The sequence below is a fragment of the Bradyrhizobium forestalis genome, assembly GCF_002795245.1.
GTDB lineage: Bacteria > Pseudomonadota > Alphaproteobacteria > Rhizobiales > Xanthobacteraceae > Bradyrhizobium > Bradyrhizobium forestalis.
Window position 1 is genome coordinate 115289 of sequence record NZ_PGVG01000014.1, and the last position, 22928, is coordinate 138216.

Sequence of the window (22928 nt, forward strand, 5' to 3'; positions counted from 1 at the left end):
TGCTGAAACTGGAGTCCGAAGCATGAAAACACCTTCATCGCCGCACTTCACGCCTGTGGACTTGAAGCGACATTTCAACGCCAGCCGCGCAAATGCCGAAGGGTTCGGCGCTCGCCCGGGTGACACTGGCTGGATCGATTCGCTTCGCGGGCTCCAGACCCATCGTGGCATGCCCTTTCTCTTCGCCAGCGAAACGGGGCCGGATGTGCTGGAGCTGCGCCCCGGGGCCCCTCCTGCCGCAATTGCGTTGCCGCGGGCAATGGCGAGCTATGTGCTGTTCGTGCAAGTGGCGGCAGACCGCCCCAGTACAAGCCCCGAGGGTTTTGGAGAGATCGGCCCGGCTACGCTGCCTGTGGAAGGCAATCTACTTGGCGACCGGGTCGCGACATACGGGCTCCGCTACGCCGACGGGACCGAGACCGAAGTGCCGGTGCTGCGCCGCTTCGCGATCCAGCAGAACCACATCTCCTGGAGTGCGAGTGCGTTCGCCGCCCTGCCGCTACGCGCGCCCATCGTGCATGCAAGCACCGGCGAAGACTTTGTACTCGGCAGAGCGCCGGGGGCGAGCTTCTTTCAGGGCGAGGCCCGCACCCAATCGGGACGCATGGATCGACAGGGTGAGAACCTGTGGCTTTACGCGCTCCCGAATCCCTATCCGGACAAGGAGCTTTCGGCGCTAACCTTGCGCGCGGAGCAGGAAATCTCGCTCGTGTTCGCGGTGACCAGGACAACGCTCACCCAGCACCCGCTGCGCCTCCAGGGCCGTCGCAAGCTGAAGGTGAGGCTGCCGCCCGGGGTTCATCTCAACAAGCTTGGCGAGCTCGATGTCGACGATCGAGGCGAGCAGATCGGCATGGACCTCGGCACGGTCACCTCGGCCCGCGCAGCGCTCGAGTACTCCAGGGCGGATTGGCTGGGCGCCAAAGTTGATGTGCAGCCCGTGCGCTCCGCCAGCGAAGTCATCGTCGAGTACTCCGCGCATCCGGACGCAAGGCTCTATCTGCGCTCCGAGGATGGCCGCTTGCACATGTTCGATCTTCGATCGTTGGAAGGTGGCGGTAACGCAGGCGGCGCCTCGCTCACCGTGGCGACAGTCGAACCGGCCACAAGGCCGGTCAAGATTCGCATCGTGGAGAAGGGCAGCGGCGTGCGCGTTGCCGCGCGGCTGCATGTCCACGGTGCGCACGGAGAGTATCTGCCACCCAAGGGACATCACCGCAAGGTCAATACCGGCAGGTTCGAGGACTTCTCGGGCGAATTTGCCAATGGGCTGAACCAGTACGCCTACGTGGACGGCAGTTGCGAGGCGGACTTGCCGCTCGGGCCCGTGTTCGTAGAGATCTGCAGGGGTTTTGAGGTGCGCCCGCTGCGCACCATCGTCGAAATCACTGCAACGACGGACAATCTCACCTTTGAGCTAGATCGTGTACTGCGCTGGCGCGAACAGGGGTGGGTCAGCTCTGATACGCACGTCCATTTCCTGAGCCCGCAGACGGCGCTGCTTGAGGGCAAAGCGGAGGGTGTCAACGTCGTCAACTTGCTCGCTGCACAGTGGGGCGAGCTATTCACCAACGTCGCCGATTTCGACGGACGCACGACGATCGGGGCAAAGGATTTCGGCGGAGACGGAGAATTCCTGGTTCGGATCGGCACGGAGAACCGGATGCAGGTTCTGGGGCACATATCGCTGCTCGGCTACGAAGGTGAGATGATCAATCCGCTCTCTTGCGGCGGATCCAACGAAGCTGCGATCGGCCATGTTCTGGAAGCGACCATGGCCGACTGGGCGGAGCGCTGCCGTCAGCAAGGGGGACTGGTCGTAATGCCGCATGCGCCGAACCCGCAGGCGGAACGTGCGGCCGACATTGTGCTCGGCCTTGTCGACGCCATCGAAATGATGTCGTTCAACCCGCGGACCGCGCAGATCAGCGCATTTGGTCTTGCCGACTGGTATCGCTACCTCAATATTGGATACCATCTGCCACTGGTGGCGGGCTCCGACAAGATGGACGCGGCCGCACTCCTCGGGGGCGCGCGGACTTATGTGCAGCTGGGCGAACGCGACTTCACGTATCGCAACTGGATGGATGCCGTACGCAGCGGGGACACGTTCATCACGGTCGGACCTCTGGTTGAGATGACCGTTGAAGGACGTCGTCCTGGAGGCACGGTGGCCCTTCCCCGTTCAGGCGGCACCCTCACGATCGAGTGGCGGATCGAATCGGTCAGCGTTCCGCCGGCGCGGGTGGAGCTCATCTGTAACGGCACGGTCCTCGAGGAGGTTCGATGCGGGGGCTTGTCGTGCAAGGGGCAGCTCTCCCTGCCCATCAGCGAGTCATGTTGGATCGCTCTGCGCGTTCGGGGCAGTGTCGCCGGGCGCGAGGCCGACATTGCGGCGCACACCAGTGCAGTCTATGTCAAAGTAGGCGGTATGCCCATCTTTGCCACCGCGGATGCAGTGTCGGTTCTTGCACAAATCGAGGGATCGATCGCCTATATGGACACGCTCGCTCCCAAGTCCGACGAAGCCCGACACTCGCGGCTGCGAGCTGCCCTGGAACTTGCGCATCATCGCCTGCATCATAGACTGCACGAACTGGGCGCCAGCCACCACCACGCGCCCGTTCACTCCGTCCACGTTGAACGCGAGCATTGAGAAGCCTCTTGTGCACCGACGGTCGGCAGGGGGCGCGTCGTATGGTCAGCCAACTCTACTTACGTTTGATTAGTGAAATGGGACGAGCAGCTTGCGTCACCGGGTCCTGGGATGGGAAGGCCAGGATACGGTCCTGAAATAGTTATCAGGACCGTGGGCCGGTCAATGATCTCGACTGCGCCCGCGGCGGGCGGGACGGACGCTGGGCCGCGGCGGGGCGCTCGATGACCGCATGACGAGCCGGTAGGGCAACACGACGCTTCTCGGGACAGGACTTCCGGCAATGGCATTGATGAGATAATCGGCGGCTCCCCGGCCGATTTCTGCTGCCGGAACACTGACTGTCGTGAGCGGCGGGTCCATTTGCGCCGCCAGCTCCACGTCGTCAAATCCTGTGATGGAAAGCGTGGCCGGTACGGCCAGCCCCATTTTGCGAGCCTCTGCCATTGCACCGATGGCAAGCGTGTCGGTGGTGCAGATTACTGCGGTCGTGTCCGGATGATCGGTGAGGAGTTGACGAAGGGCACTACGGCCCTGAGCCAGCGAATAATCGGCCTTGACGATCTGGGTTGGCTTGAGCGGGAGACCGGCGTCCGAGAGCGCACGCTGAATTCCCTCGAGCCTGGCGCGGGATCGGTCATTTGACGCAGCAACAACGTTGGCAATCGCGCCAAAACGGACGTGTCCGAGCCTTAGCAGATACTCCGTCATCTCGCGGGTGGCGCTTTCATTGTCGATCCCGATCGCGGGGATACCGCCGCCGGCCTTGGCAACGTAGGTGGTGATGACGGGTACGCCTGCCTGTTCGATCAGGCTCCTCAGCTCCCGTCCGTGGGAAGCTCCGACCAGCACGATTCCATCGATGCCCCGTTCAATGAGACTTTGCAGTTCCTGAAATTCACGCCGCTGGTCATATTGCGAATTCGCAATGAACAGCGTGTAGCCGCTTTCGCTGAGGCGGTTCTGGAGCGCTTCCACGCCTTCTGCAAAGATGCCGAGCGCCAGCGTCGGAACGATGACGCCGACGGTCCGCATACGTCCCGATTTCAATGCTCTGGCTGCGCTATCGCGCGTGTAGGCCAGGTCATTGATGTGCCGCATGACCCTGTCGCGAAGCTCCGGCCGGACGATATCGGGATGATTAAGCACGCGCGACACCGTCGCAGGCGATACATTCGCCTTCCGGGCAACGTCCTCGATCTTCACGCGCGGCTGCTGGCGGCCTTTTGGCGCGATTACAGGTTTCTTGTCCATTTGCGTTAGCTACCAGGAGAGGGAGAGGGTCTCCCCTCAAAAGGGTTAAACCATCACGAGCGCCACCTTCTCAAGCCCTGTATGCGGGCCATCGGGGCTATTTCTCGCCCTCTCATGTGCAGATGGAGCGGGACGAAGCGAATCTCATTCGAAAGCGGTTGATTCGCTTGACTCTGGTTCTTGGTCAGCCTAACGCTGAAATCGATTTCAGAAATCGAGAGCAAAGCAGCTCGATCTCAGGTAAACCGAAAGCAGGAATGTATGGTCGATCTCTTGAAGGGCATTCGTGTCCTCAGCCTCAATCACTTTCTGATGGGTCCGGTCGGCGTGCAGTTTCTTGCCGACCTCGGTGCGGACGTGATCGCCGTGGAACCGCCCGGAGGGGCCTTTCAGAGGAAATGGGGAGGGGCGGACAAGCGGGTTGATGGCCAGTCGATGTTGCTTCTGACGGGAAACCGCAACAAGCGCAGCCTCACGCTCGATCTGAAAAAACCCGAAGCCGTGGCCATCGCCAAGCAACTGATCGCGCAATCGGATGTGATCGCAGAGAACTTCCGCCCGGGTGTGCTCGACAAGCTTGGTCTCGGGTACGATGATGCAAGGAAGATCAATCCGCAGATCATCTATGCCGCTGCCTCCGGCTACGGTCCTGACGGGCCCTACGTCGATCGCCCAGGCCAGGATCTCTTGATCCAGGCGTTATCAGGACTTGCAATGATCACCGGAAGCCGCGAGCAGGGGCCGCGGGCTGTCGGCGTTTCCGCCATCGATCATCACGGCGCCGCCTTGTTTGCGGCGGGGATCCTGGCTGCCCTGGTGAGGAAGGCGCGGACGGGGCAGGGCTGCCGCGTCGATGTTAGCCTGCTGTCGGCCGCGCTCGACCTGCAGATGGAGTCTTTTACCTGCTACCTGAACGGCCAAAGGCCTGACGACGTCCGTCAGCCGGGCCCCGTGGCCGGCTGGTACTACGGCGCGCCTTACGGCATCTATGCAACACGCGATGGACACATTGCGATCTCTTTGGGATCGCTGGAGGCGCTCTCAGACGCGCTTGGCCTTCCGGCCGATCAGCGAATTCCTGACGAGGAGGCGTATCGCCGGCGGGACGAGGCCTCAGCCATGATTGCCGCCAACGTCGCTAAACGCTCAACCACGGAATGCATCGTCCTGTTCGAGGCGCGTGGAATTTGGCACGCTGCGGTGAACGATTATGCCGACGTCGTTGCAGATCCACAGATCGCGCACAACAAAAATTTCCAGGTCGTGACCGGCGCGACCGGAACTCCCATCACCCTTGTCAGCCATCCCGTCCGCTACGACGGCGAGCAGCCGGACGTGCGTTTGCCGCCGCAAAAGCTCGGTGCTCAAACGGAAGAGATTCTGAAGGAGCTGGGCTATGACGCCAGGAAATTGAAGCATCTTTACGATATTGGCGCCATCGGCGCTGCGGTCTCGCATCAATAAACGAACAAAGAGACTTTTCGAAAGTAGCACGCTTACGTCAGGAGGGGCATGGTGATCGGCATAAACTTGCGCGCGGCTCTCCTTTCGGTGCTGCTGATGAGACGTGCTCCTCGGCAGCGATGCAACCCACGCGGATGCGTAGCAGGCTTGGAAGTCTCGTGAACACTGACCGTTCACGCCAGCCCAGGGCCGTTCGTAGAGAACTTCAAGTTGCCAGGCCAAAGCCGCGCGACGAGTTTTATGTTGGACCAGAAGCCATGTCGGAAAACCAATATCTGCCCGCGCGCGAGCGTATGCTGAAGCGCATTGCCGAGACCAGGGACGCTGCACGCTCGGGCTTGCCGCATTGGGCCAGTGCTGCCGACGGAAAATGGACGTTTACGCCCGATGGTGATTGGACCGGCGGAGCATTTGTCGGTGAGCTTTGGCTCGCGCATCTCGCTGATCCCAGGCAGTTCCCAATCGAAGACGCGCGTGCTGCGCTAGACCGAATGTTGCCGCGTGCCGAGCGCCTGACGGCCTTCAAGGGTTTCGGCTTCTATCATGCTGGCGCCCTGGCCAGCATCCTGTTCAAGGAAGAAAACGCGCGCGCGGTGGCTCTGACAGCTGCTAGGTCGCTTCGTGATATGTTCGATCCGCACCTCGGGCTGATACCGTTGGGCAGTGATGCCGAGGAGGCGAACGCAGTCGGAGCCGCCGAGAGCAGCATCGACTCGCTCCAGGCGACAGGCCTGCTCTATTGGGCCGCGGAGGAGCTTTCCGATGCTCGGATGGAGGAGGTCGCCAATGCACATATGCGGCGTGTCCTGGAGATCCACGTACGGCAGGACAATTCAGTCATCCAGTCTTCCACCCTTGATCCACGCACCGGCCAGGTGCTCAGAACGCACACGCACAAGGGATATAGCGATATCAGCACCTGGGGCCGGGCGCAGGGATGGGCGATGCTCTACACCGCTCACGCCGCCATGGTCCGTCCGGAGGAACCGCTGTGGCGCGACTACGCCGTACGCCTTCTCGACTGGTGGATCGACCATGTCCCTGCGGATCTCATTGCCTTCTGGGATTTCGACGATCCGGCGATCCCCAACACCAGCAGGGATACTGCGGCCACTGCTATCGCTGCTGCCGCAGCGCTGCGCCTCGCATCCGCACTTGGTCCTGAGCGCGGCGCCAAATATCGGGCATTTGCAGAGCGCACAGTTACTCAGCTGATCTCGAAATTTCTGACACCGACTGCTCCCGATGATCCGCGCCCGCCTGGAATGCTCACCGGCGGCTGCTTCACCCGAAAGGCGATCGTGCGCGATATCGATGCGGCCCAGAACGTCGAGCTGATCTTCGGAAGCTACTTCCTGTTTGAATGCCTTGCCATCCTGACGGATCTGGTGCCGCCTGGCTGGATCTAATGAGGAGGCGCTAAAGGCTTCCAACGCGAGCAAGCCTCAAACCAATCTGTTTGTGACGCCAGGCCAGTCAATCTGTCCAAAAAGTGCGACGGCATCGGCTCCTCCTTGGATGTTCGCGATGGGCTGATCGAGTTCGACAGCAACTGACTGCCTCCTGTCTGGAAACCTCTACATGAGAAATGCGAAAACTCCCATCTATCGCGGCTTGTTCCCGGTCGCTCCGACGCCGTTTACGGACTCTGGAGATCTCGATCTCGAAGGGCAGCGACGCGTTCTCGATTGCATGATTGATCAAGGTGTGGACGGGATCTGCATTCTGGCGAACTATTCCGAGCAGTTCCTGCTGTCCGATCAGGAACGTGACATTCTGGTCGAACTCTGTCTTTCCCATGTCGCGGGCCGCAAGCCAGTCATGGTGACCTGCAGCCATTTCAGCACCCAGATTGCAGTACAACGCGCCCGCTATGCGGCCGAACGTGGCGCAAGCCTCCTCATGCTGACGCCGCCTTATCATGGTGCAAGCCTCAAGGCTGATGAAGGCGCTATGATCGGGCATTTCGGCCGGGTCGCAGACGCAGCCGGGATTCCAATCATGGTCCAGGACGCGCCGCTCTCCGGCGTGACATTGACGGTCCCGTTTCTCGTCCGGCTCGCTTGCGAGGTGCCGCTCGCCAGATATTTCAAGATCGAGGTGCCGTTTGCGGCTGCCAAGCTGCGCAGTCTGATCGAGCTCGGCGGTGAGGTCATCATTGGTCCTTTTGACGGGGAGGAGGCCGTCACCATGATGGCAGACCTCGACGCCGGCGCGATCGGAACAATGTCAAGCGCGCTGCTGCCCGATCTGCTCCGCCCAGTGCTCGATCATCACAAAGCGGGCTGCAGGCAGGAAGCAGCTCTTGCGTATGCAAGGGTGCTGCCGCTCATCAATTTCGAAAACCGCCAGTGCGGTCTGCGCGCGGCCAAGAGCGTGATGGCTGAAGGTGGCGTGATCAAATGCGAAGCCGTGCGGCATCCGCTCGAGCAGATCCATCCCGCGACGAGAGCCGGACTGATCGAACTTGCGCGTGAGCTCAATCCGCTGGCTCTTCGCTGGGCACATTGAGGTGAGGGCATGAAGCGCAAGGAGCAAGCGACCCAGGCAGAACCTGTGTACCCCAAGATTAGGATGTTCATTGCCGGCGAATGGACAGAAGGGGAGGCAGATCGCACCGAAAAGATCCTCAACCCCGCGACCGGACAGCCAATTGGCGAAACTCCTTATGCGTCCCGCGGCGATCTCGATCGTGCGATCATGGCCGCTAAGGAGGGCTTCGAGATTTGGCGAAAGGTTTCGGCCTTTGACCGATACAGGACGATGCGCAAGGCCGCCGATCTCATACGCTCGCGCGCAACCGACATCGCATCGATCATGACGCTCGAACAGGGTAAGCCGCTCAGCGAGTCGAGTGCTGAAGCGCTCCTTGCTGCCGATATCATCGACTGGCTGGCCGAGGAAGGGCGGCGCGTTTATGGGCGGATCGTGCCGGCGCGCTTTGCCAATATTGCCCAGCTCGTGACCAAGGAGCCGGTCGGGCCGGTTGCGGCATTTACGCCGTGGAATTTTCCGATCAACCAGGCCGTACGGAAGATCTCCGCCAGCCTTGCAGCGGGCTGCTCCATCATAGTCAAGGGACCTGAAGAAACGCCAGCGAGCTGCATGGAGCTGGTGCGTAGTTTCGCGAATGCGGGCTTGCCGGCGGGTGTGATCAATCTCGTCTTCGGGGTGCCATCCGAAGTTTCAGATTATCTCATACGCCATCCTATCGTCCGGAAAGTCTCCTTCACCGGTTCGACTGTGGTCGGAAAGCATCTCGCAGCCCTTGCCGGCGCCCATATGAAGCGCGCCACCATGGAGCTCGGCGGGCATGCGCCTGCCATCGTTTTCCCGGATGCCGACATCGAGAAAGCCGCAAGAATCTTATCGGCGAACAAGTTCCGCAATGCGGGCCAAGTCTGCGTCTCGCCGACACGGTTTCTGGTGCATGAGAGTATCTATGAAGATTTCGTCAAGAGGTTCGTTGCCGAGGCCAGCGCGATCAAGGTTGGCAATGGCCTTGAAAGAGATAGCCGGATGGGGCCGCTCGCCAATTCGCGGCGGGTCGATGCAATGGAGAGCTTTGTCGCGGACGCTCTCGATTGCGGCGCCCAGTTGTGCACCGGCGGCAAGCGTATCGGCAATGCGGGATACTTCTTTGAGCCGACGGTCCTGACCGATGTTCCGCCTCAAGCTCGCATCATGAATGAAGAGCCGTTCGGCCCCGTCGCCCCGATTGCGCGGTTTGAAACCTATGACGAGGTTGTCGCGGAGGCCAATCGACTGCCTTACGGGCTCGCCGCCTACGCCTACACGCGATCCGCCGCAACGATGGCCGCGATCGGGGCCGATCTCCAATGCGGGATGGTGTCGATCAATCATCATGGGCTTGGGCTTCCCGAAGTGCCCTTCGGAGGAACGAAGGAATCCGGCTTCGGTTCCGAAGGTGGCCTCGAGGCAATCGAGGGCTATCTCAACACAAAATTTGTGAGCCAAGCGAGCTAGACTCGGAATCCAAATTCCAAACCGGAGCAGAACGACTTCGTTAGTGCGGCCGGATCGCCTCGAGCGCGCCGCTCTTCTCCGCTGGCAGACCGGTACGTCTGCCTTCTCCCCAGACTTCAGCCGCTGTCGGTGCAATCCGGCAGCGGTTCTTTTTCTTTGCTGGACTGACACCTTATTGTTCATTCAGGCGGGAGCAGAAGTAAGATACTTTGGCCGGAAAATCAGTGCGGACGGATAACAGCTGTGTGTGCCAAAGCCCTCAAACCTCCGCGCCAATGATCGCCCGCGAGCACCACGAATATTGGCGCGGCCCAGCATGACCACGCCTGGAAGTTCCCGGCGAGGACCCATCTCGCGCGCATAAGCGCACAGATGCGGAGCAGGAAGATCGTGGAGAACCGACAGGTCCATTTCCAGTAGACCCGGTTCGACCGCATCACCAAAGGCCATATCGATAACGATACGGGCCTTAGCGGTATCGACCAATGCGTCGGCGCTGATCCGCAGGCCGCCATACTCGGATTACTCGCGAATGCGATTGACCTTGACGCTGTTTGGATCGAACTCCATCCCATCGTTATAAGAAAAGCCGCTGACTTCTTTGAAGATGCTGACCATCTCGTGTGATCATCGGCCTCGATGCCGAGGGATTCCAGGGGACAGCACGGGGTGGTGGAAAAAATGGCCCGCTTGGAGTCATACGAAGCGTTTATGGTCGGGCCAAATGTGGTAGGGTCAGTTCACCTTTGCCTGCGACAACCGAGAGCTTGAATTCCTGGGCGGCAGCATCCAGGACCGGCACGGAAACGGCACTCTCGCGCGCTAGGCGCACAGCACATTCGATGTCCTTTGCAGCATTTGCAATCGAGATTGCCAGTGCATCTGGTTTCTCTCCCAGCAAAAAGGCGGCGAAGGCTTGGAATATTCCACTGTTCGTAGAGCCCCGACTGACCAAAGAGCGTAGCGTTACAAGATCTATCTGAAGACCATCCGCGAATTGGCAGACCTCGGCGGCGACCGCAGCTATGCCCATAGTCATGCTGTTGTAAACAAGCTTGAGCTTGTGGCCGTGTCCGACATCTCCAACATGCATAACCGTCTCGCAAAACGCAGCAAGAATGCGTTCGGCGACGGGAAAGAGCGTTGCATCCGATCCAACCATCGCATTGAGAAGGCCGAGCTCTGCTTGCTCGGGGCTTCGTGTTACTGGAGCATCAATAAAGCTTAGACCTCGTCTTTGCGCCGTTTTCGCCAACGCAATGGTCGATGCGGGATACGAGGTCGTACAATCAATTATCAAACCTCCTCGGCACATGTGATCAAACAGTCCATCGTGATCGAGGCACACGGTCTCAACTTCGCGGCTGGACGGTAAGGACAACACCACAGCACTTACATGCTGCGCCAACTCAGCGATTGACGTATGCTCGCGGGCCCCTGCTCCTGTCAGGCGATCAGCACCGAAGCGGTTCTTGTTGACTTTGATGTGGAGTTCGCGTTGCTGACGCAGCAGACTGATGCCTATACCTGTTCCCATGCGCCCCGCTCCGATAAGCCCTACGCTCTGCTTGATCAGTCTGGGAGCCGCGCTCGCTGATGGTCCCTTGCTCATGACTTAGCATCCCGAAAAGTAGCCACGGCTTTGCAGGATGGGCAGCAGCTCGTGATGGTTGTTGATCGTGTAATCTGGCCGCGCGGCTTGCAGGCGCGAGGTCGAAACAAATCCTCCGGTAATGGATATGCTTGTCAGCCCGAGATTACGTGCAATATCAGCCTCCACGGGCATATCGCCGATGATGAAGGTTGATGCGGGCTTCAGGTCGTACCTTTGCATATAAAGCCGAAGTCGCTCTCCTTTGCTCATCGATTTGTATTGCGTGGCCCGGCTTTCAAAAGCGAGCACATCGGTGATGTAGTGATCTACTCCAAGCCTCCTCAGTTGGGACTGTAGAGGCGCGACTATGTGGTTGCTGAGGATGATGAGTAGAGCGGATTGTCGTCGCGCTATCTCGAGCACTCTGCGCGCCCCCTCACGTAGATCGGCCTTGTCCGCAAGAGGCTCGTATAAGTCGTGAAACAGTGCGCCATCGTCACGCTCCACTGCCCCAATCTCTTCGCGCGACATTCCAAGGCTAAGGTAGAGACGAGAGAGGGGAACATCACAATGATCTCGAAAGGTCTTTATATCGATGCTCGGACGACCAAAGCGGTCCAAAATGACATTGGTCGTTTCGAGCAGCGCGTACGTGTCATCGAGCAGTGTTCCGTTCCAGTCAAATACGAGCGCGGGCTTCATGATCCTGACCTCAGACGGGGATTGACGGGAAGAGCCGCCAGCAACGCTGCCAAGTTTCTGGCCGCGCGCTGCCGTCCAGCGGGGGTGGGCATCTCCAACGTGAAGGGGGACAAATCGATGCCCTCTAGCCTGTTGGCCAATATGGATACTAGGGCGCGGAAAGGCAGATAAGTTATTGTTGCTGCTTGGATCGCCGTCGCAATGTTGCTTTCAATGAGTCTGAGGGCTGGCGGGTCCATCCTGTGAAAGCTAAGGCACTGGGCGCGCAGTTCGGGCGGCAACCGCTTCAATGCCTGCCAGAATGCGAGCTCATCTAGCGTATCAATACCCATGCCGTAGTAGTTTGGAGCAACTATAGGCGGCGAACCAATCGCCCAATGTACGGCCTTGGCTCCAGCGGCAAGGAGCATCGTTGTGACGGCTTGGCTGGTATCGCCTCGAATGAGGGCCTCGTCGACAACTATTATCGTCCGCTTAGCGACGGCAGGTTCCGACACTCGATACTTCTGAGCAATGCGAGATTGCCGGGCCCTGGGTTTGCCCAGGAGCGTTCGCTCAGGAAATTGCGTTGCCACTGCGTCACGGCGCTCGGCGAGAACGCCCTGTTCGGCGAGAGAGTCAAACAGACCGTCGGCGTACGGCCCCCCAGTATTTGGCATGGAGGACACGATTGGCGGCATCAAGAATGGCTCTGCTTGAACTCGCTCCGCAACAATTCTTCCCAAGGCGAGCCCGATGTTGTAACGGGTCTGGCGATGTGAATGGCCTTCGACCGATGTGTTCGGACTTCCCAAATAGAGAGTCTCGTAGGCGCAGAGTTTGGCCTTACATCCTCGGCTGTTCAGGGGGTGGTCAACGCTGCCGCCCGTCTTAGCATCCACGCGCTGTATGCTCCCAGGCGAGAGCTGCTGGATCTTACCTTCCAAGCCGGCGAAGGCACAAGTTTCAGAAGCAAAGAGCAACAATCCATCGTTTGTCCGCATAGTCTCCAATGGTCGCAAGCCGCTTCGATTGCGGTATGCAACAAGATCTCCGTTCTTATCTAGCAAAAGCGCGGTAATGGCACCATCGATACGATCATCAAGCTCGCGAAAGATAGCTTCGTAGTCTGCGGGCAAGCCGTGACGCCAATATTCTTGTTCGCAAGATCGTTCAATCCACCTCAGCAAGAGCTCGGTGTCTGTGTTGGGAGCTATCAGTTGGCCCTGAGCGCGTAATTCGCTCCTGAGCTCACGGGCGTTCACCAAGGCGCCATCCAGAGAAATTGCAAAATGGCGGCTAGGAATTGACTGCACATCGCCGTCACCCCCAGTTCCACAGGATCTGCTACGGATCTGGGCGATTGCGACATGAGGCCGAAGGCGCGGCTCCTGTTCGATGCAGTCAATGCGCACTGAATTGTCGTTCGATTGAAACGCCCTTCCGCATCGGATCCCACGCTCTTGCATGAAGGCGGAGACCACGACACCTGCTTGCCCACGGAGTGCAAGTGTCGGAATCATTTTCTTTAGCTGATCAACAACGCGCGGCGATGGTTCGCTTGAAGCGCAGAGAAATGCACCGGCGACACCGGACATATAAGTCACCTACTTGTTAAGGAGCCGATCTGGCGGGCCGCCTCGCATGGCAAATCTGCCTATGAAGGCGAAACTTCGGTTCATCCTTAGCAAGCGTCGTACCAATGCTCTGAGTATACGGGCTGGCATTTCTGGAGCGAGGAGAATTGGAAGATGAGGCATTCTAGCCGCTCAGTGCGTCTTGTGCGTCGTTCAGGCCCTCACACGGTGTTCAGGATGCGACGACAGTGAGCGAAAAGCGCCACGGCAAGCCACCAAAGCGGGTCTTTACGGGCTCTAAGCAGGCCAGATAGCGGCGAGCTGGTATTTTCGAATTTTGCGAGCAAGAATCGGCAGATGATGCAGTGCGAGTGCATCGGGCGGTTGCCGAGACCGGCCCGCCGGGTCTGGACAGACGAAGTGCGCCCGTCCGTGTGCGGGTCAGAGTAACGAATGGACTCAAGCTAACCTGCGTTCTTTGGCCAAGTCACATTTGATGCCGCTGTGCGCACGCTGGTCCGAACACGGCATGAACGGAATAGGGTCTGCCTCGCTGCGACAACCGGTCGAGCCGCAACGCTTGCGCTGCAGGAGAGGCTCTATGCTTGATCCAGTCAACCTCACGCGACGTGACGTTATCAACCATCGCCGAGCCTTGCCCGGTGGGCGCGCGGGGTCACTCGCATGGCTCTGCATCGACAAATCCAACCAGAGCGTGGCCGCTCAAACAATGGCAGCGTCCGGGTGAGCGATCACCTTGCCGAAAACAACCCCTTCACTGTGGCCTGTGCCACGTGCGCATTCTGTGAGAATACAAGCGCCCTCATGTCTGAACCGCCTCCGCCTGTCTTCGAAAGCCACATTGCGCAAAAAAGACGCGAGAGTGCCCCTTCTATAGTGCTGGCCCAAATCCTGCAGCGGCTCTCGGCGCCAGGAGGTGTGGCGCCGGCAAAACATGGGAGCCGAGTTTGGGCCTCGATCCGTCAATCGACAATGCGGTTGCCGCACCGGAAGTCGTTTATCTGTACCACGCTGGGAGAACGGAAGACGTTCCTGCTTGCCACGGCCTCGCGCGGCATCGGTCATCCCACCGGACAACTGCTTTCAGAAGAGCGCCTGGCGTCATTCGAAAGCTGGATGAGGCGGCACCATCTCAATCTGCCTGGCCTGACCTTCCTCCCGCAAGACTTCTTTCCCGAGTTCAGGGCGGCCTCGGTAGTGATCATCGACATGACTCGATCAGCAAGCTAGCCGCGCGCAACCGTTTCCCAGCACCGCCATTGCCTCCGGCGTCAAGGCTGACGGTTGCCTGCTCACTCTGAAGGGAGGCGTCAATACATGATCGATGAACTGGATCTGCGAACCTTCACGCCACATCCGCAACGCGACGCTGTGCTCGGCGAAGTGCACGCGCGCCCCTTCACGCGCCTTGTTTCGCCCTTCAGCGTGATCCACTTCGCGTTTCTTGCACAGGGCGAGGCGGCCACAAGCGATCGCTGCCGTTTTATTGATTTTTGCCTGGAGCGCAATCTTACGCCGCCTGAGCAATCGGCGAAACTTCATCAGATTGTCATCGGGCCCGCTACGCTACGCTGGGAGCAGCATTCGGAATTTACAACCTTCACGTGGATCTGGACTAACGCAAATTGTTCTGCCGCAGACCATTTTAACAAAGTTGATGGCACCGTCCGATCGCTGATCCGCGCGTTACGTCAGACCGGACAGTTGCTGGTCGCGATCAGGCTAGAAGTGGAGCGGGACGCCTCGCCGACCAGGAGGGCCGAACAGATTTTTGACAAGAACAGCCTGGCCATGGTCGCCACAAAGAGCGGCGCAGCAGTTGCCGCTTCAGACTTCCGCGTAGACGAAAAAGGCTTCACGAAAATCCTCGTCTGCGACCTCGGGTTGACGTCGCACGATCTCGGAGCGCTGGTGCAACGGCTTCTGGAAATCGAGACCTACCGTCCATTGGCGCTGCTTGGCCTGTCGGCAGCCCTTGAGCTTGCACCATCTGTTGATCGCATCGACCGCCGTCTTGTAGAGGCGCTCGAGAAAATGCAAACCGGTGAGGGGCTGCAGTTCAACAACCATCTGCTTGCCGAGCTGACGGCTCTGGCCGCCTCCTTCGAAAGAGGGGCGACTGGCAGCCTGTTTCGATTCGGCGCCAGCAGGGCCTATAACGAGCTGGTCCAATCGCGACTATCCATCATCGAAGGCAACGATGTCTCGGGCTATCCAACCTGGTCGTCGTTTCTGGCACGCCGGATGGCGCCGGCGATGCGAACCTGCGCAACTGTGGAGGATCGCCAGGCAACTTTGTCGGTCAAGCTCGCGCGGGTCGCCGATTTGTTGCGAACCCGGGTCGACGTCGAAATCGAACGACAGAATCGTGACCTGTTGCAGGCTATCAACGAGCGCGCGAGACAGCAACTTCGGCTGCAGTGCACGGTCGAAGGATTGTCGGTTGGGGCGATCGGATATTATGTGGTCAGCCTGTTTAGTTATCTTGCCAAGGGCGCGCATGATGTCGGACTGCGAGTAGAGCCCTCGTTCTTGACCGCAGCCTTCGTGCCGATCGCGGTCGGCGTGATCTGGCTGGTGAGTTACAATGTCCGAAAGCGACACCTCAAGCACGATGACGCGCCCTCGGTTACTTGCGACTAAAACTCCTTGAGGGAATCGGTGCGTCCGTCCTGCGAAGCTCGCATAGTCGGAGTGCGACGCTGCCGCAAGATCGCGGCCGGCTCCTGCGCAAGGTAATGCCCCGCCCGGACGAGCCGGGCGAGTGGATCGGGTCAGTCGCCGTTGCGACGGCTGGGACGGGACCAGATCAGGCTGAAGCCTTCACCTTCCTCGTCGCCCCGGCCGATCTACTCGGGCGGGGCGACATTGTTGATGGGAGAATTATGTTGCAGCGAATAGCGACGCCGACTTCGCTATTTTGCCTCCGCGATGGGAGACGAGTGTGTCTTCCGGGGGAGCATCTTAGCGTCCATCGTAACAACGAACTCGTGCTGTGGAAGGAAAAGTGGCCGCAGGAGCCGAAGTGCGCGCGACCTATTCCGGTCGGCCTGTTCTCCTGATTTTGGACAGCTCGTTCGATCGGAACCATGCTGTGTAAGTTGATCCTTAAGCCGCTGCCGGCACCCTGAAGATCCCCAACGCGAAAATCAATGGGGCGAAGGCCAACAAGGCTCCAGTTGGCTCGTGCCATCGCTCCGCTCGACCATGCGCGGTCCTCGCCCTGACCGGGATCGATCGCTGGCGCGATGAGGATGCTGCTGCCATGGACGATGATCACTTCGAAGCTTAATGCTGCGCGCCACGATGTGCCTTGAATATACCACGATACCCAAGATCAAAGCGCAAGCTCACTCACCGGCCAGACCATCATATCGCCAGACGCTCGCGGTCGGCCTCGAGGTGCGAACCGCCTTCCTGGTGGCGCACCGGCTCGACGACATCGAGATCTATGCCCAGATCGATGAGGCGGGTATCGCACGCATCGCCGACTTTATGCCGACCTCTTGCGTCATGGGTAGATCAGGTCGAGTCGTAGTTGGAGCCCTGGTTGGCTGAACTCATCAAAATAGATTCAACGAGGTACGCAGGCGTCCGTCTGGCAGTCTAGAGGCCGGCATCCCCACCTTCATCGAGCTGCGCACAAAAATCCAAAACATTCAAATTGACCCTCGCGAAGCGACGGTAGCGAGAAAATATGGTCACCGGAAAGGCGCCTGGCGACGCTTCCCGACGATGACGCCGAGATCGTGCCGAAAGCCGAGCGCGACAACCAACTTCGCCATGACAAACATGGGGCCGACCAATAGATGGCTAGGATTGTCGACCATTGCCGGCCGCCGGCGCTCGAACACCGAGTGCCCAATGATCAGCGATGCAACGCCGAGCACAATCAGGGCGGCAGTAAGCGACCACATTCCGACGGTCGTCACATGCTTGAGGATCACGGCCGCAGCTCCAAGCAATGCGATCACAGCGCCAAGGATCGCGGCGCCAAGCTCGAAGTCGAGCACGAACCAAAGGATCAGCACAGGCGCGAGCGCGATGGCCGCCACGCTGATGTGGATCCCGAATAGTGTGATGACCCAACGGCTGAGCGGAAGACTGACAGCCAGAAACAAGAACAGGATGCCGAAGACGTGCATCGCGCAATTCCAGGGGGCGCGATGATACTCCACGTAATCCGCGAGCAGCCGATGGAAAGAGGAGTTCAAGCCGCACTCGCCTTGCTGGCTGTGTCCGCGGCCACGGCACGATTCATCGTCTGCCAAACCCATCTGCTGGCCCACTGTCAAAAAACATTTTCGGTGCTTACGCGCAGGAAAGCCTCATGTCAAATCTACCAAAAACATCATACTTGATAGATTCGTGTAACTTGCTCTTTCAATGACTTGAATATGTTCGATGACGAAGACGGCGAAGGCCGCAGGTTCGTTTCGTCGTCGCCGGGCAAGACCGAGCAGTAAGCTTGGTGCGCGCGCTCGATACGCGCGGAAGCAACACTCTTTGAAGCCGACAGCATGGCACCGGCAACCTCGGTTTTCTCGTTCCGATCCGCGTTGCAGGACGGCCAGAGCTCGTCCGATTGGAACTTAACGAAGCCGCCTCATCTGATCGGACTGCCGGAAACCGACTTAGTTGTGCAGGGCCGTCGGCAAGTCGGCGGCTTAGTGAGAATAGAGGAGGGGTCGTCAAATTCGAAAGGAGCGGAGAGACCGACGTGCCGGCAGGCAGCCAATTCAAGCTCTGGAATTGGCACCGCCGCGGGTGCGCCCAGACGGCGCGGCGAGAGCCGCCTTGTACGGCAGAGCGCCGGCAATTCGGGCCATGAGTTGCCGCAGCCACCGGTGGGCGGCGGAATGATGCGTCCGGGACGTCCAGGTCATCCCGATCTGAAACGGTTCGGGGAAAGGACATGACGTTGCTATGACGGATTTGGCGATGTTCGAAGCGATGCGGCTTGGCACCGTCGAGATCAGATCCGTGCCGGGGAGAATGTGGGTGAGATCTGAGATGCTCGGTACCGTGACTACCCGGTTGAGCGACAGACCGCGTTCATCGAGCTCTCTGAGGTAGCCTGAGCGCCAGGTGCCGCCATAGGTGACGACGGCATGGCTCGCCTTGACATAGTCGTCGACGCGCAGCCTTCTGCCGGCGAGCGGATGGCCGCGGTGCATGACGCACACGTAGTGGTCATCCAGCAGATTGCGATGATAGAGGCTGTCCTCCTGCACGTCGTAGGGGCCGAGGAGAAGATCGGCTTCGCCGCGTTTGAGATACGCGATGCCTTTGGCGCGTGCCGCCTTGATCTCCAGCACCAGGCGCGGCGCTAGGCGCCTAATCTCGGCGATTGTACGCGGCAGAATCATTGAGCGTTCGTAATAGTTGCAGGCGATCGTGACCCGCCCGGACGCTCTGGCGGGATCAAAATCCGTCGGCTGCATGAGGCCCTCAAAGCCCTCAAGCAGGCGGCTGGCACACTCGACGATCTCGACGCAGCGGGGCGTTGGCGCGATACCGCCGCGCTGGCGCACGAACAGCTTGTCGTGGAACGCCGCGCGTAGCCGGTCCATCGTGTAGCTGATCGTCGATTGGTTCGTACCGAGCACTTCGGCGGCTTTCGAAAACGAACCCAGTTCCGACACCAAGCGCAAGGTACGGATCGCGGCAAAATCAATCGCGAGTGGATCCCAATCTTTCGCCATCTCCTTAAACATCCTCCTCGCGTGGCCCAAGCCGCCATATCGAAAGAGTAGATAAGGGATATCAACTCTGTCCGATTGTCCGATGGCTATTGCCAACGCAATCTGCTCGAAAATGGGAGTTAAGACGGCAAGCCCGCGACCATCGACTAAATCATGGAGATAGCTGCACCGTGAACGCACCAAAACCCTTCCCGCTCAATGCCTGGTACGCGGCTGCAGCTGGGGCATCTCAAGGGCGATGACGTTATGTGCGGCTATCACGGGCTGGTCTTCAATTCGGCCGGCCGCTGCTCCTACATGCCTGCACAGAAGACGATCAATCCGTCGGCCTGCGTGCGTGCCTTTCCGGTCGCTGAGCGGCATTATGGGCCGATCCAAATTGGACGGCATCTGAACCTCCCACTGCAAAAGATTCGCTTCGATGCATCGATGCGTTCGCTTGAAGCATAAAGACATAAACCTGTCGGGCCATCAGCTTTTTGCGATCGCGCCGATACTCAAAGCTCCCAATCAGGGCGCGACCGGCAAGGCAAATCGAAAGGTCGCGCCCGGCTCTTGCTTGCGGACGATCGATAGGCGGCCTCCATGAGCTTCTATGATCGAACGACAGATCGACAGACCCATTCCAAGGCCAGTTGATTTGGTGGTGAAAAACGGATCTAAGATGCGGACCCTATCATCCTCAGCAATTCCGCCCCCGCAATCACTCACAGAGAGCTGCACGCGGCCGTTATTGTCCTTTGATGATTGAACCACCAGTTCGCGCGTACGGTCGTCAACTGCTTGCATCGCCTCGATTCCGTTCATCACCAGATTGATGATCACCTGTTGCAGCTGAACCCGGTCACCGAGGATCGCGGGAAGTGTTGGCGCCAGCTCAGTTCGCAGGGTCACTTGGTGATTAACCAGCTCACGTGTCACCAGCGCGATGGCCTCGTTCACGACCTCATTGATGTCGAGCGCTACCCTCTCGATATCACCTTTCTTCGCAAGCGTGCGGACCCTGCGGATGACCTCACTTGCCCGCATCGCATCCTCGATGATCCACTCTACTGATCGGCGCGCGCCGGCAACATCCGGAGTTTCGCGGCCTATCCAGCCGAGGCACGCATCGGCGTTGCTGATAATGGCCGCAAGCGGCTGGTTTACCTCGTGGGCGATTGAGGCTGTTAGTTCCCCCAGCGTGGTCACGCGCGTAACATGCGCAAGATCTGCCTGTGCCTTCCGCAGCTCTTGTTCTGCCTGATCTGCGCGAATTTTTGCCGTGATGTCGGTGGCGACGCCACGGTAGCCGCGAAAGTTGCCACTTTCATCAAAAAAAGGCTTGCCACTGGTCCGGAAGTAAATTGCCGTCCCAGTCGCGCTGATGGTGCGATAGATCAGATCGCGAAATGGGAGATGTGCGTTGAGTCTGGCCCGATGCTGCCGCCATTTCTCCGGTTCTTCTTCAACGTCGCACGCAATTTCCCAGCGAGGCAGGCCAATGGCCCCTGTGGCCAAGAGGCCCGTAGCGCTCGTGTGCTCCGATAAGGTGAGCCGGTGGTCTGGCCCGGTCTCCCATAGCCAATCGGAAGCAGTTTCCGCGTAGTCACGGAAACGTTGCTCGCTCTCACGTAGCGCAGCAAGGGTGCTTTCTAACCTTTCCCTGGCTGCGTGTTGCTCAGTGATATCGATATGCGTTCCGATGAGCTCGACGGTCGAGCCATCGCTTCCCAACACGGCGTGCGCAATGGCATGTATGTGCCGTATCGCGCCATCGGGAAGACAGATCCGAAAATCATATTCGAAGTTCCCTGATTTCTGTTCAATAGCCCGACGTTGCACTTCCTGCTGCAGCGGCAAATCATCTGGATGAATACGGGAACGGATGGCCTCAAGCGTCACGGGCTCTTCCGGATCGAAGCCAAACAAACGACTGACTTCGACGGAGCGATATGCAAAACAGCGACGGTGGCAGTCCCAGGCCCAAGTGCCTGTGCGACTGAGCTGCTGCGCGTCGGCGAGATAGGCCTCGCTACGGCGTAGTTGCCGTTCCGTCTGCTTCGCTGCTGTGATGTCGATCGCCGCCCCGACAAACTCGACATCGCCAGATGCTGTTCTCGTGGCCCGTGCTAGTGCGTGAATGTGCTTTATTGATCCGTCGGGCATCAGCAGTCGGTATTCGTGCTCGAAGTCCTCGCCTCGCGATGCTCGATCCAACGTCTCCTGGACGGAAGCCTTATCCTCTGGGTGGGTGCGGTCAAGGACGTGTTGCGGTGTCGGTTTGACGTCTGGATCGTATCCGAAAAGCCGGAAATTCTCCTTCGACCAAAAGACCTCGCCGGCGGCGTTCCAGCCGAAGCTGCCGGTGTGACTCAATTCCTGCGCCTGTGCCAAATGGGCTTCGCTTCGCTGCAGCGCAAGTCCTGTCCGCTTTTGCTCAGTGATATCTTCGCAGGCAATGAGGACGATGGGCTTGTCTTCGGCCCACAGCATGGCTTTGGCGTTTTCGCGTACCCACAGCACCGAGCCATCCTTTCTGATTTTTTGGATGTCCCAGGTGCGCGCCTGGCCGATATCTGTAAAACAACTCCCAATGCATTTGCTAACGAGCTCATGATCGTTTTTCGGAAAGACCTGCAGTACGGATAGGCCGATTAGTTCGACTGGCGTATAACCGAGTTGGGTCGCTCCGAAAGTATTGACGTTCAGGACCGTCCCGGCTTCATCAACCATGAAGTACATGGCCGGGTTATGCTCAAAGATCGCCCGCCACAGTTTCTCGCGAGTATGCAGATCGGCCGCACTGTGCCGTAGCTTGGCTGCGGTCTCACGCGCAAATTCCCATTTGTGACGAATTTTTCCTATCAGGTGCGTTCCGACGATTGACGCAGTAAGGAAAGCGACAACCACCAAAAGGTCCTGGGGATCGTCGATCCGAGGACTGAACGTGGGCGGCGTGAACACGTAGGCTAAGGTAGCGACGGAGAGGATGGAAAGGGCCAGCGATGCGATGAAGCTGCCCATCAGCGCAAACAGCAAGATCACCACCAGATAAGCGAATGCCGTGGCCGCGAAAGGGCTGTGAACATACAAAGAAGCCAGCGTCACCGCCGCTAGAGTAATGCTACCCAAGATAAACTGCGTTCCTGAACGTTCCAACGTGGTAAGCTGGTTAAACATGTCTGTAGCCGTCCGGCCCTTCTGGCGGGATAGATTAATGATCAGACAAAAAATACAGTAATTTATCCGACCCGGACAGGTGTTCCTAAGCGCTTTCTACGTCGGCCGCTGAAATAAGCACAGTCGAAACAAGGCATTACAAACCTTCGTATATGCCTTTTAAACCTTAGATATCCAACGCTCCCATAGGAAGTTACCTTCGTCTCACGCTTAGCCATCCTCCTTGAGTAGCGTGCCGCAGCCTTGGGGTGCCGTCCGGTCAATCACAATTTCATCGCTCACTCCGAAGTTGGTACTCGTGCTGGATGCCGGGCGTGGCTATGCAGGTGTTCAACGGCATGATCTCCGGAAGGGGCTGGCAGCGGTTTGCGGTGCATGCGGATCGATTATCTTGAAATCGATCGGACCGAAATTCGTAACGATTTTCTTGGTATTCGCTGTTTCGGCTCACTAGAAGCGCCCGCCGTCTTTAGCGATGCAGCAGCGTTATCGAAACACGATAAGAGGTCTCTGTCGTACCGCTTGCACGATGGCTTCCACTGCGCTGGCAGCGAGCGCCAGCCGCGTCGATAAGAGTATGACTGCGGCGCCGCAAGCACGAAAGGCACCTGCGCTTCGGAGGGAACCTTTTGCCATCTCCTTAAACATCCTCCTCGCGTGGCCCAAGCCGCGATATCGAAAGTGTAGATAAGGGATATCAACTCTGTCCGATTGTCCGATGGCTATTGCCAACGCAATCTGCTCGAAAATGGGAGTTAAGACGGCAAGCCCGCGACCATCGACTAAATCATGGAGATAGCTGCACCGTGAACGCACCAAAACCCTTT

General features: G+C 58.8%; 15 protein-coding genes and 1 pseudogene. 9 read left to right on the plus strand and 7 right to left on the minus strand.

What is annotated here, in order from left to right; genetic code table 11:
• Positions 1-22: 22 nt before the first annotated feature.
• Positions 23-2656: a CehA/McbA family metallohydrolase gene (locus tag CVM73_RS18645; RefSeq protein ID WP_245452336.1), complete on the plus strand. Its 2634-nt coding sequence runs from the start codon at positions 23-25 to the stop codon at positions 2654-2656.
• Positions 2657-2818: 162 nt separating this feature from the next.
• Here CVM73_RS18645 and CVM73_RS18650 read toward each other — a convergent pair whose 3' ends face one another.
• Entirely contained in the window at positions 2819-3910 is a 1092-nt protein-coding gene (locus tag CVM73_RS18650; RefSeq protein ID WP_100233379.1) for a LacI family DNA-binding transcriptional regulator, read from the minus strand.
• A 261-nt stretch (positions 3911-4171) separates the two neighbouring features.
• Between CVM73_RS18650 and CVM73_RS18655 the strand changes: the two genes are divergently transcribed.
• From CVM73_RS18655 to CVM73_RS18670, 4 genes are all read left to right on the plus strand, one after another.
• Positions 4172-5374, plus strand: coding sequence for a CaiB/BaiF CoA transferase family protein (locus CVM73_RS18655; protein WP_100233380.1), 1203 nt, complete (start codon positions 4172-4174; stop codon positions 5372-5374).
• Between the two features lie 257 nt (positions 5375-5631).
• Positions 5632-6783, plus strand: coding sequence for a glycoside hydrolase family 88 protein (locus CVM73_RS18660; RefSeq protein ID WP_158237579.1), 1152 nt, complete (start codon positions 5632-5634; stop codon positions 6781-6783).
• 172 nt (positions 6784-6955) lie between these two features.
• A complete protein-coding gene (locus tag CVM73_RS18665; RefSeq protein WP_100233382.1) occupies positions 6956-7885 on the plus strand; it encodes a dihydrodipicolinate synthase family protein in 930 nt (309 codons plus the stop codon).
• Positions 7886-7894: 9 nt separating this feature from the next.
• Positions 7895-9361 carry an NAD-dependent succinate-semialdehyde dehydrogenase gene (locus CVM73_RS18670; protein WP_100233383.1) on the plus strand — a complete coding sequence of 489 codons (1467 nt, stop codon included), beginning with the start codon at positions 7895-7897 and terminating at the stop codon, positions 9359-9361.
• 709 nt (positions 9362-10070) lie between these two features.
• On the opposite strand, the gene CVM73_RS18675 is transcribed toward CVM73_RS18670, so the two are convergent.
• The 3 genes from CVM73_RS18675 to CVM73_RS18685 are packed head-to-tail and all read right to left on the minus strand — an operon-like array spanning position 10071 to position 13234.
• Positions 10071-10973: an NAD(P)-dependent oxidoreductase gene (locus CVM73_RS18675; RefSeq protein ID WP_100233384.1), complete on the minus strand. Its 903-nt coding sequence runs from the start codon at positions 10971-10973 to the stop codon at positions 10071-10073.
• A gap of 3 nt (positions 10974-10976) precedes the next feature.
• Complete coding sequence (locus CVM73_RS18680) at positions 10977-11657, minus strand: HAD family hydrolase (protein WP_100233385.1); 681 nt, start codon at positions 11655-11657, stop codon at positions 10977-10979.
• Positions 11654-13234 carry an amidophosphoribosyltransferase gene (locus CVM73_RS18685; RefSeq protein WP_245452337.1) on the minus strand — a complete coding sequence of 527 codons (1581 nt, stop codon included), beginning with the start codon at positions 13232-13234 and terminating at the stop codon, positions 11654-11656. Before CVM73_RS18685 ends, CVM73_RS18680 begins: the two co-directional genes overlap by 4 nt.
• An 804-nt stretch (positions 13235-14038) precedes the next feature.
• On the opposite strand from CVM73_RS18685, the gene CVM73_RS39215 reads away from it, so the two are divergent.
• The 3 genes from CVM73_RS39215 to CVM73_RS18705 all read left to right on the plus strand — a co-directional run bounded on the left by CVM73_RS39215 (position 14039) and on the right by CVM73_RS18705 (position 16792).
• A complete protein-coding gene (locus tag CVM73_RS39215; RefSeq protein ID WP_146006612.1) occupies positions 14039-14464 on the plus strand; it encodes a hypothetical protein in 426 nt (141 codons plus the stop codon).
• A gap of 87 nt (positions 14465-14551) precedes the next feature.
• A complete protein-coding gene (locus tag CVM73_RS18695; protein WP_100233387.1) occupies positions 14552-15877 on the plus strand; it encodes a DUF3422 family protein in 1326 nt (441 codons plus the stop codon).
• Between the two features lie 648 nt (positions 15878-16525).
• Complete coding sequence (locus tag CVM73_RS18705; protein ID WP_100233389.1) at positions 16526-16792, plus strand: hypothetical protein; 267 nt, start codon at positions 16526-16528, stop codon at positions 16790-16792.
• 143 nt (positions 16793-16935) lie between these two features.
• On the opposite strand, the gene CVM73_RS18710 is transcribed toward CVM73_RS18705, so the two are convergent.
• Positions 16936-17448, minus strand: a complete 513-nt coding sequence (locus CVM73_RS18710; RefSeq protein ID WP_245452338.1) for an Mpo1 family 2-hydroxy fatty acid dioxygenase — start codon at positions 17446-17448, stop codon at positions 16936-16938.
• 525 nt (positions 17449-17973) lie between these two features.
• Positions 17974-18951 (minus strand): LysR family transcriptional regulator, encoded by a 978-nt coding sequence (locus tag CVM73_RS18715; protein ID WP_100233391.1) that lies wholly within the window; start codon positions 18949-18951, stop codon positions 17974-17976.
• A gap of 201 nt (positions 18952-19152) precedes the next feature.
• On the opposite strand from CVM73_RS18715, the pseudogene CVM73_RS41000 reads away from it, so the two are divergent.
• A pseudogene (locus tag CVM73_RS41000) lies at positions 19153-19302 on the plus strand (Rieske 2Fe-2S domain-containing protein); the annotation flags it as partial.
• 147 nt (positions 19303-19449) lie between these two features.
• Here CVM73_RS41000 and CVM73_RS18725 read toward each other — a convergent pair.
• Positions 19450-22101, minus strand: coding sequence for a PAS domain S-box protein (locus CVM73_RS18725; protein WP_100233392.1), 2652 nt, complete (start codon positions 22099-22101; stop codon positions 19450-19452).
• Positions 22102-22928: the final 827 nt, after the last annotated feature.

Excerpts from the sequence above, each read along its gene's own strand:
- CVM73_RS18645 (WP_245452336.1), top strand. The coding sequence starts at position 23 with ATGAAAACACCTTCATCGCCGCACTTCACGCCTGTGGACTTGAAGCGA.
- CVM73_RS18650 (WP_100233379.1), bottom strand. The coding sequence starts at position 3,910 with ATGGACAAGAAACCTGTAATCGCGCCAAAAGGCCGCCAGCAGCCGCGC.
- CVM73_RS18655 (WP_100233380.1), top strand. The coding sequence starts at position 4,172 with ATGGTCGATCTCTTGAAGGGCATTCGTGTCCTCAGCCTCAATCACTTT.
- CVM73_RS18660 (WP_158237579.1), top strand. The coding sequence starts at position 5,632 with ATGTCGGAAAACCAATATCTGCCCGCGCGCGAGCGTATGCTGAAGCGC.
- CVM73_RS18665 (WP_100233382.1), top strand. The coding sequence starts at position 6,956 with ATGAGAAATGCGAAAACTCCCATCTATCGCGGCTTGTTCCCGGTCGCT.
- CVM73_RS18670 (WP_100233383.1), top strand. The coding sequence starts at position 7,895 with ATGAAGCGCAAGGAGCAAGCGACCCAGGCAGAACCTGTGTACCCCAAG.
- CVM73_RS18675 (WP_100233384.1), bottom strand. The coding sequence starts at position 10,973 with ATGAGCAAGGGACCATCAGCGAGCGCGGCTCCCAGACTGATCAAGCAG.
- CVM73_RS18680 (WP_100233385.1), bottom strand. The coding sequence starts at position 11,657 with ATGAAGCCCGCGCTCGTATTTGACTGGAACGGAACACTGCTCGATGAC.
- CVM73_RS18685 (WP_245452337.1), bottom strand. The coding sequence starts at position 13,234 with ATGTCCGGTGTCGCCGGTGCATTTCTCTGCGCTTCAAGCGAACCATCG.
- CVM73_RS39215 (WP_146006612.1), top strand. The coding sequence starts at position 14,039 with ATGTCTGAACCGCCTCCGCCTGTCTTCGAAAGCCACATTGCGCAAAAA.
- CVM73_RS18695 (WP_100233387.1), top strand. The coding sequence starts at position 14,552 with ATGATCGATGAACTGGATCTGCGAACCTTCACGCCACATCCGCAACGC.
- CVM73_RS18705 (WP_100233389.1), top strand. The coding sequence starts at position 16,526 with ATGCTGCGCGCCACGATGTGCCTTGAATATACCACGATACCCAAGATC.
- CVM73_RS18715 (WP_100233391.1), bottom strand. The coding sequence starts at position 18,951 with ATGTTTAAGGAGATGGCGAAAGATTGGGATCCACTCGCGATTGATTTT.
- CVM73_RS18725 (WP_100233392.1), bottom strand. The coding sequence starts at position 22,101 with ATGTTTAACCAGCTTACCACGTTGGAACGTTCAGGAACGCAGTTTATC.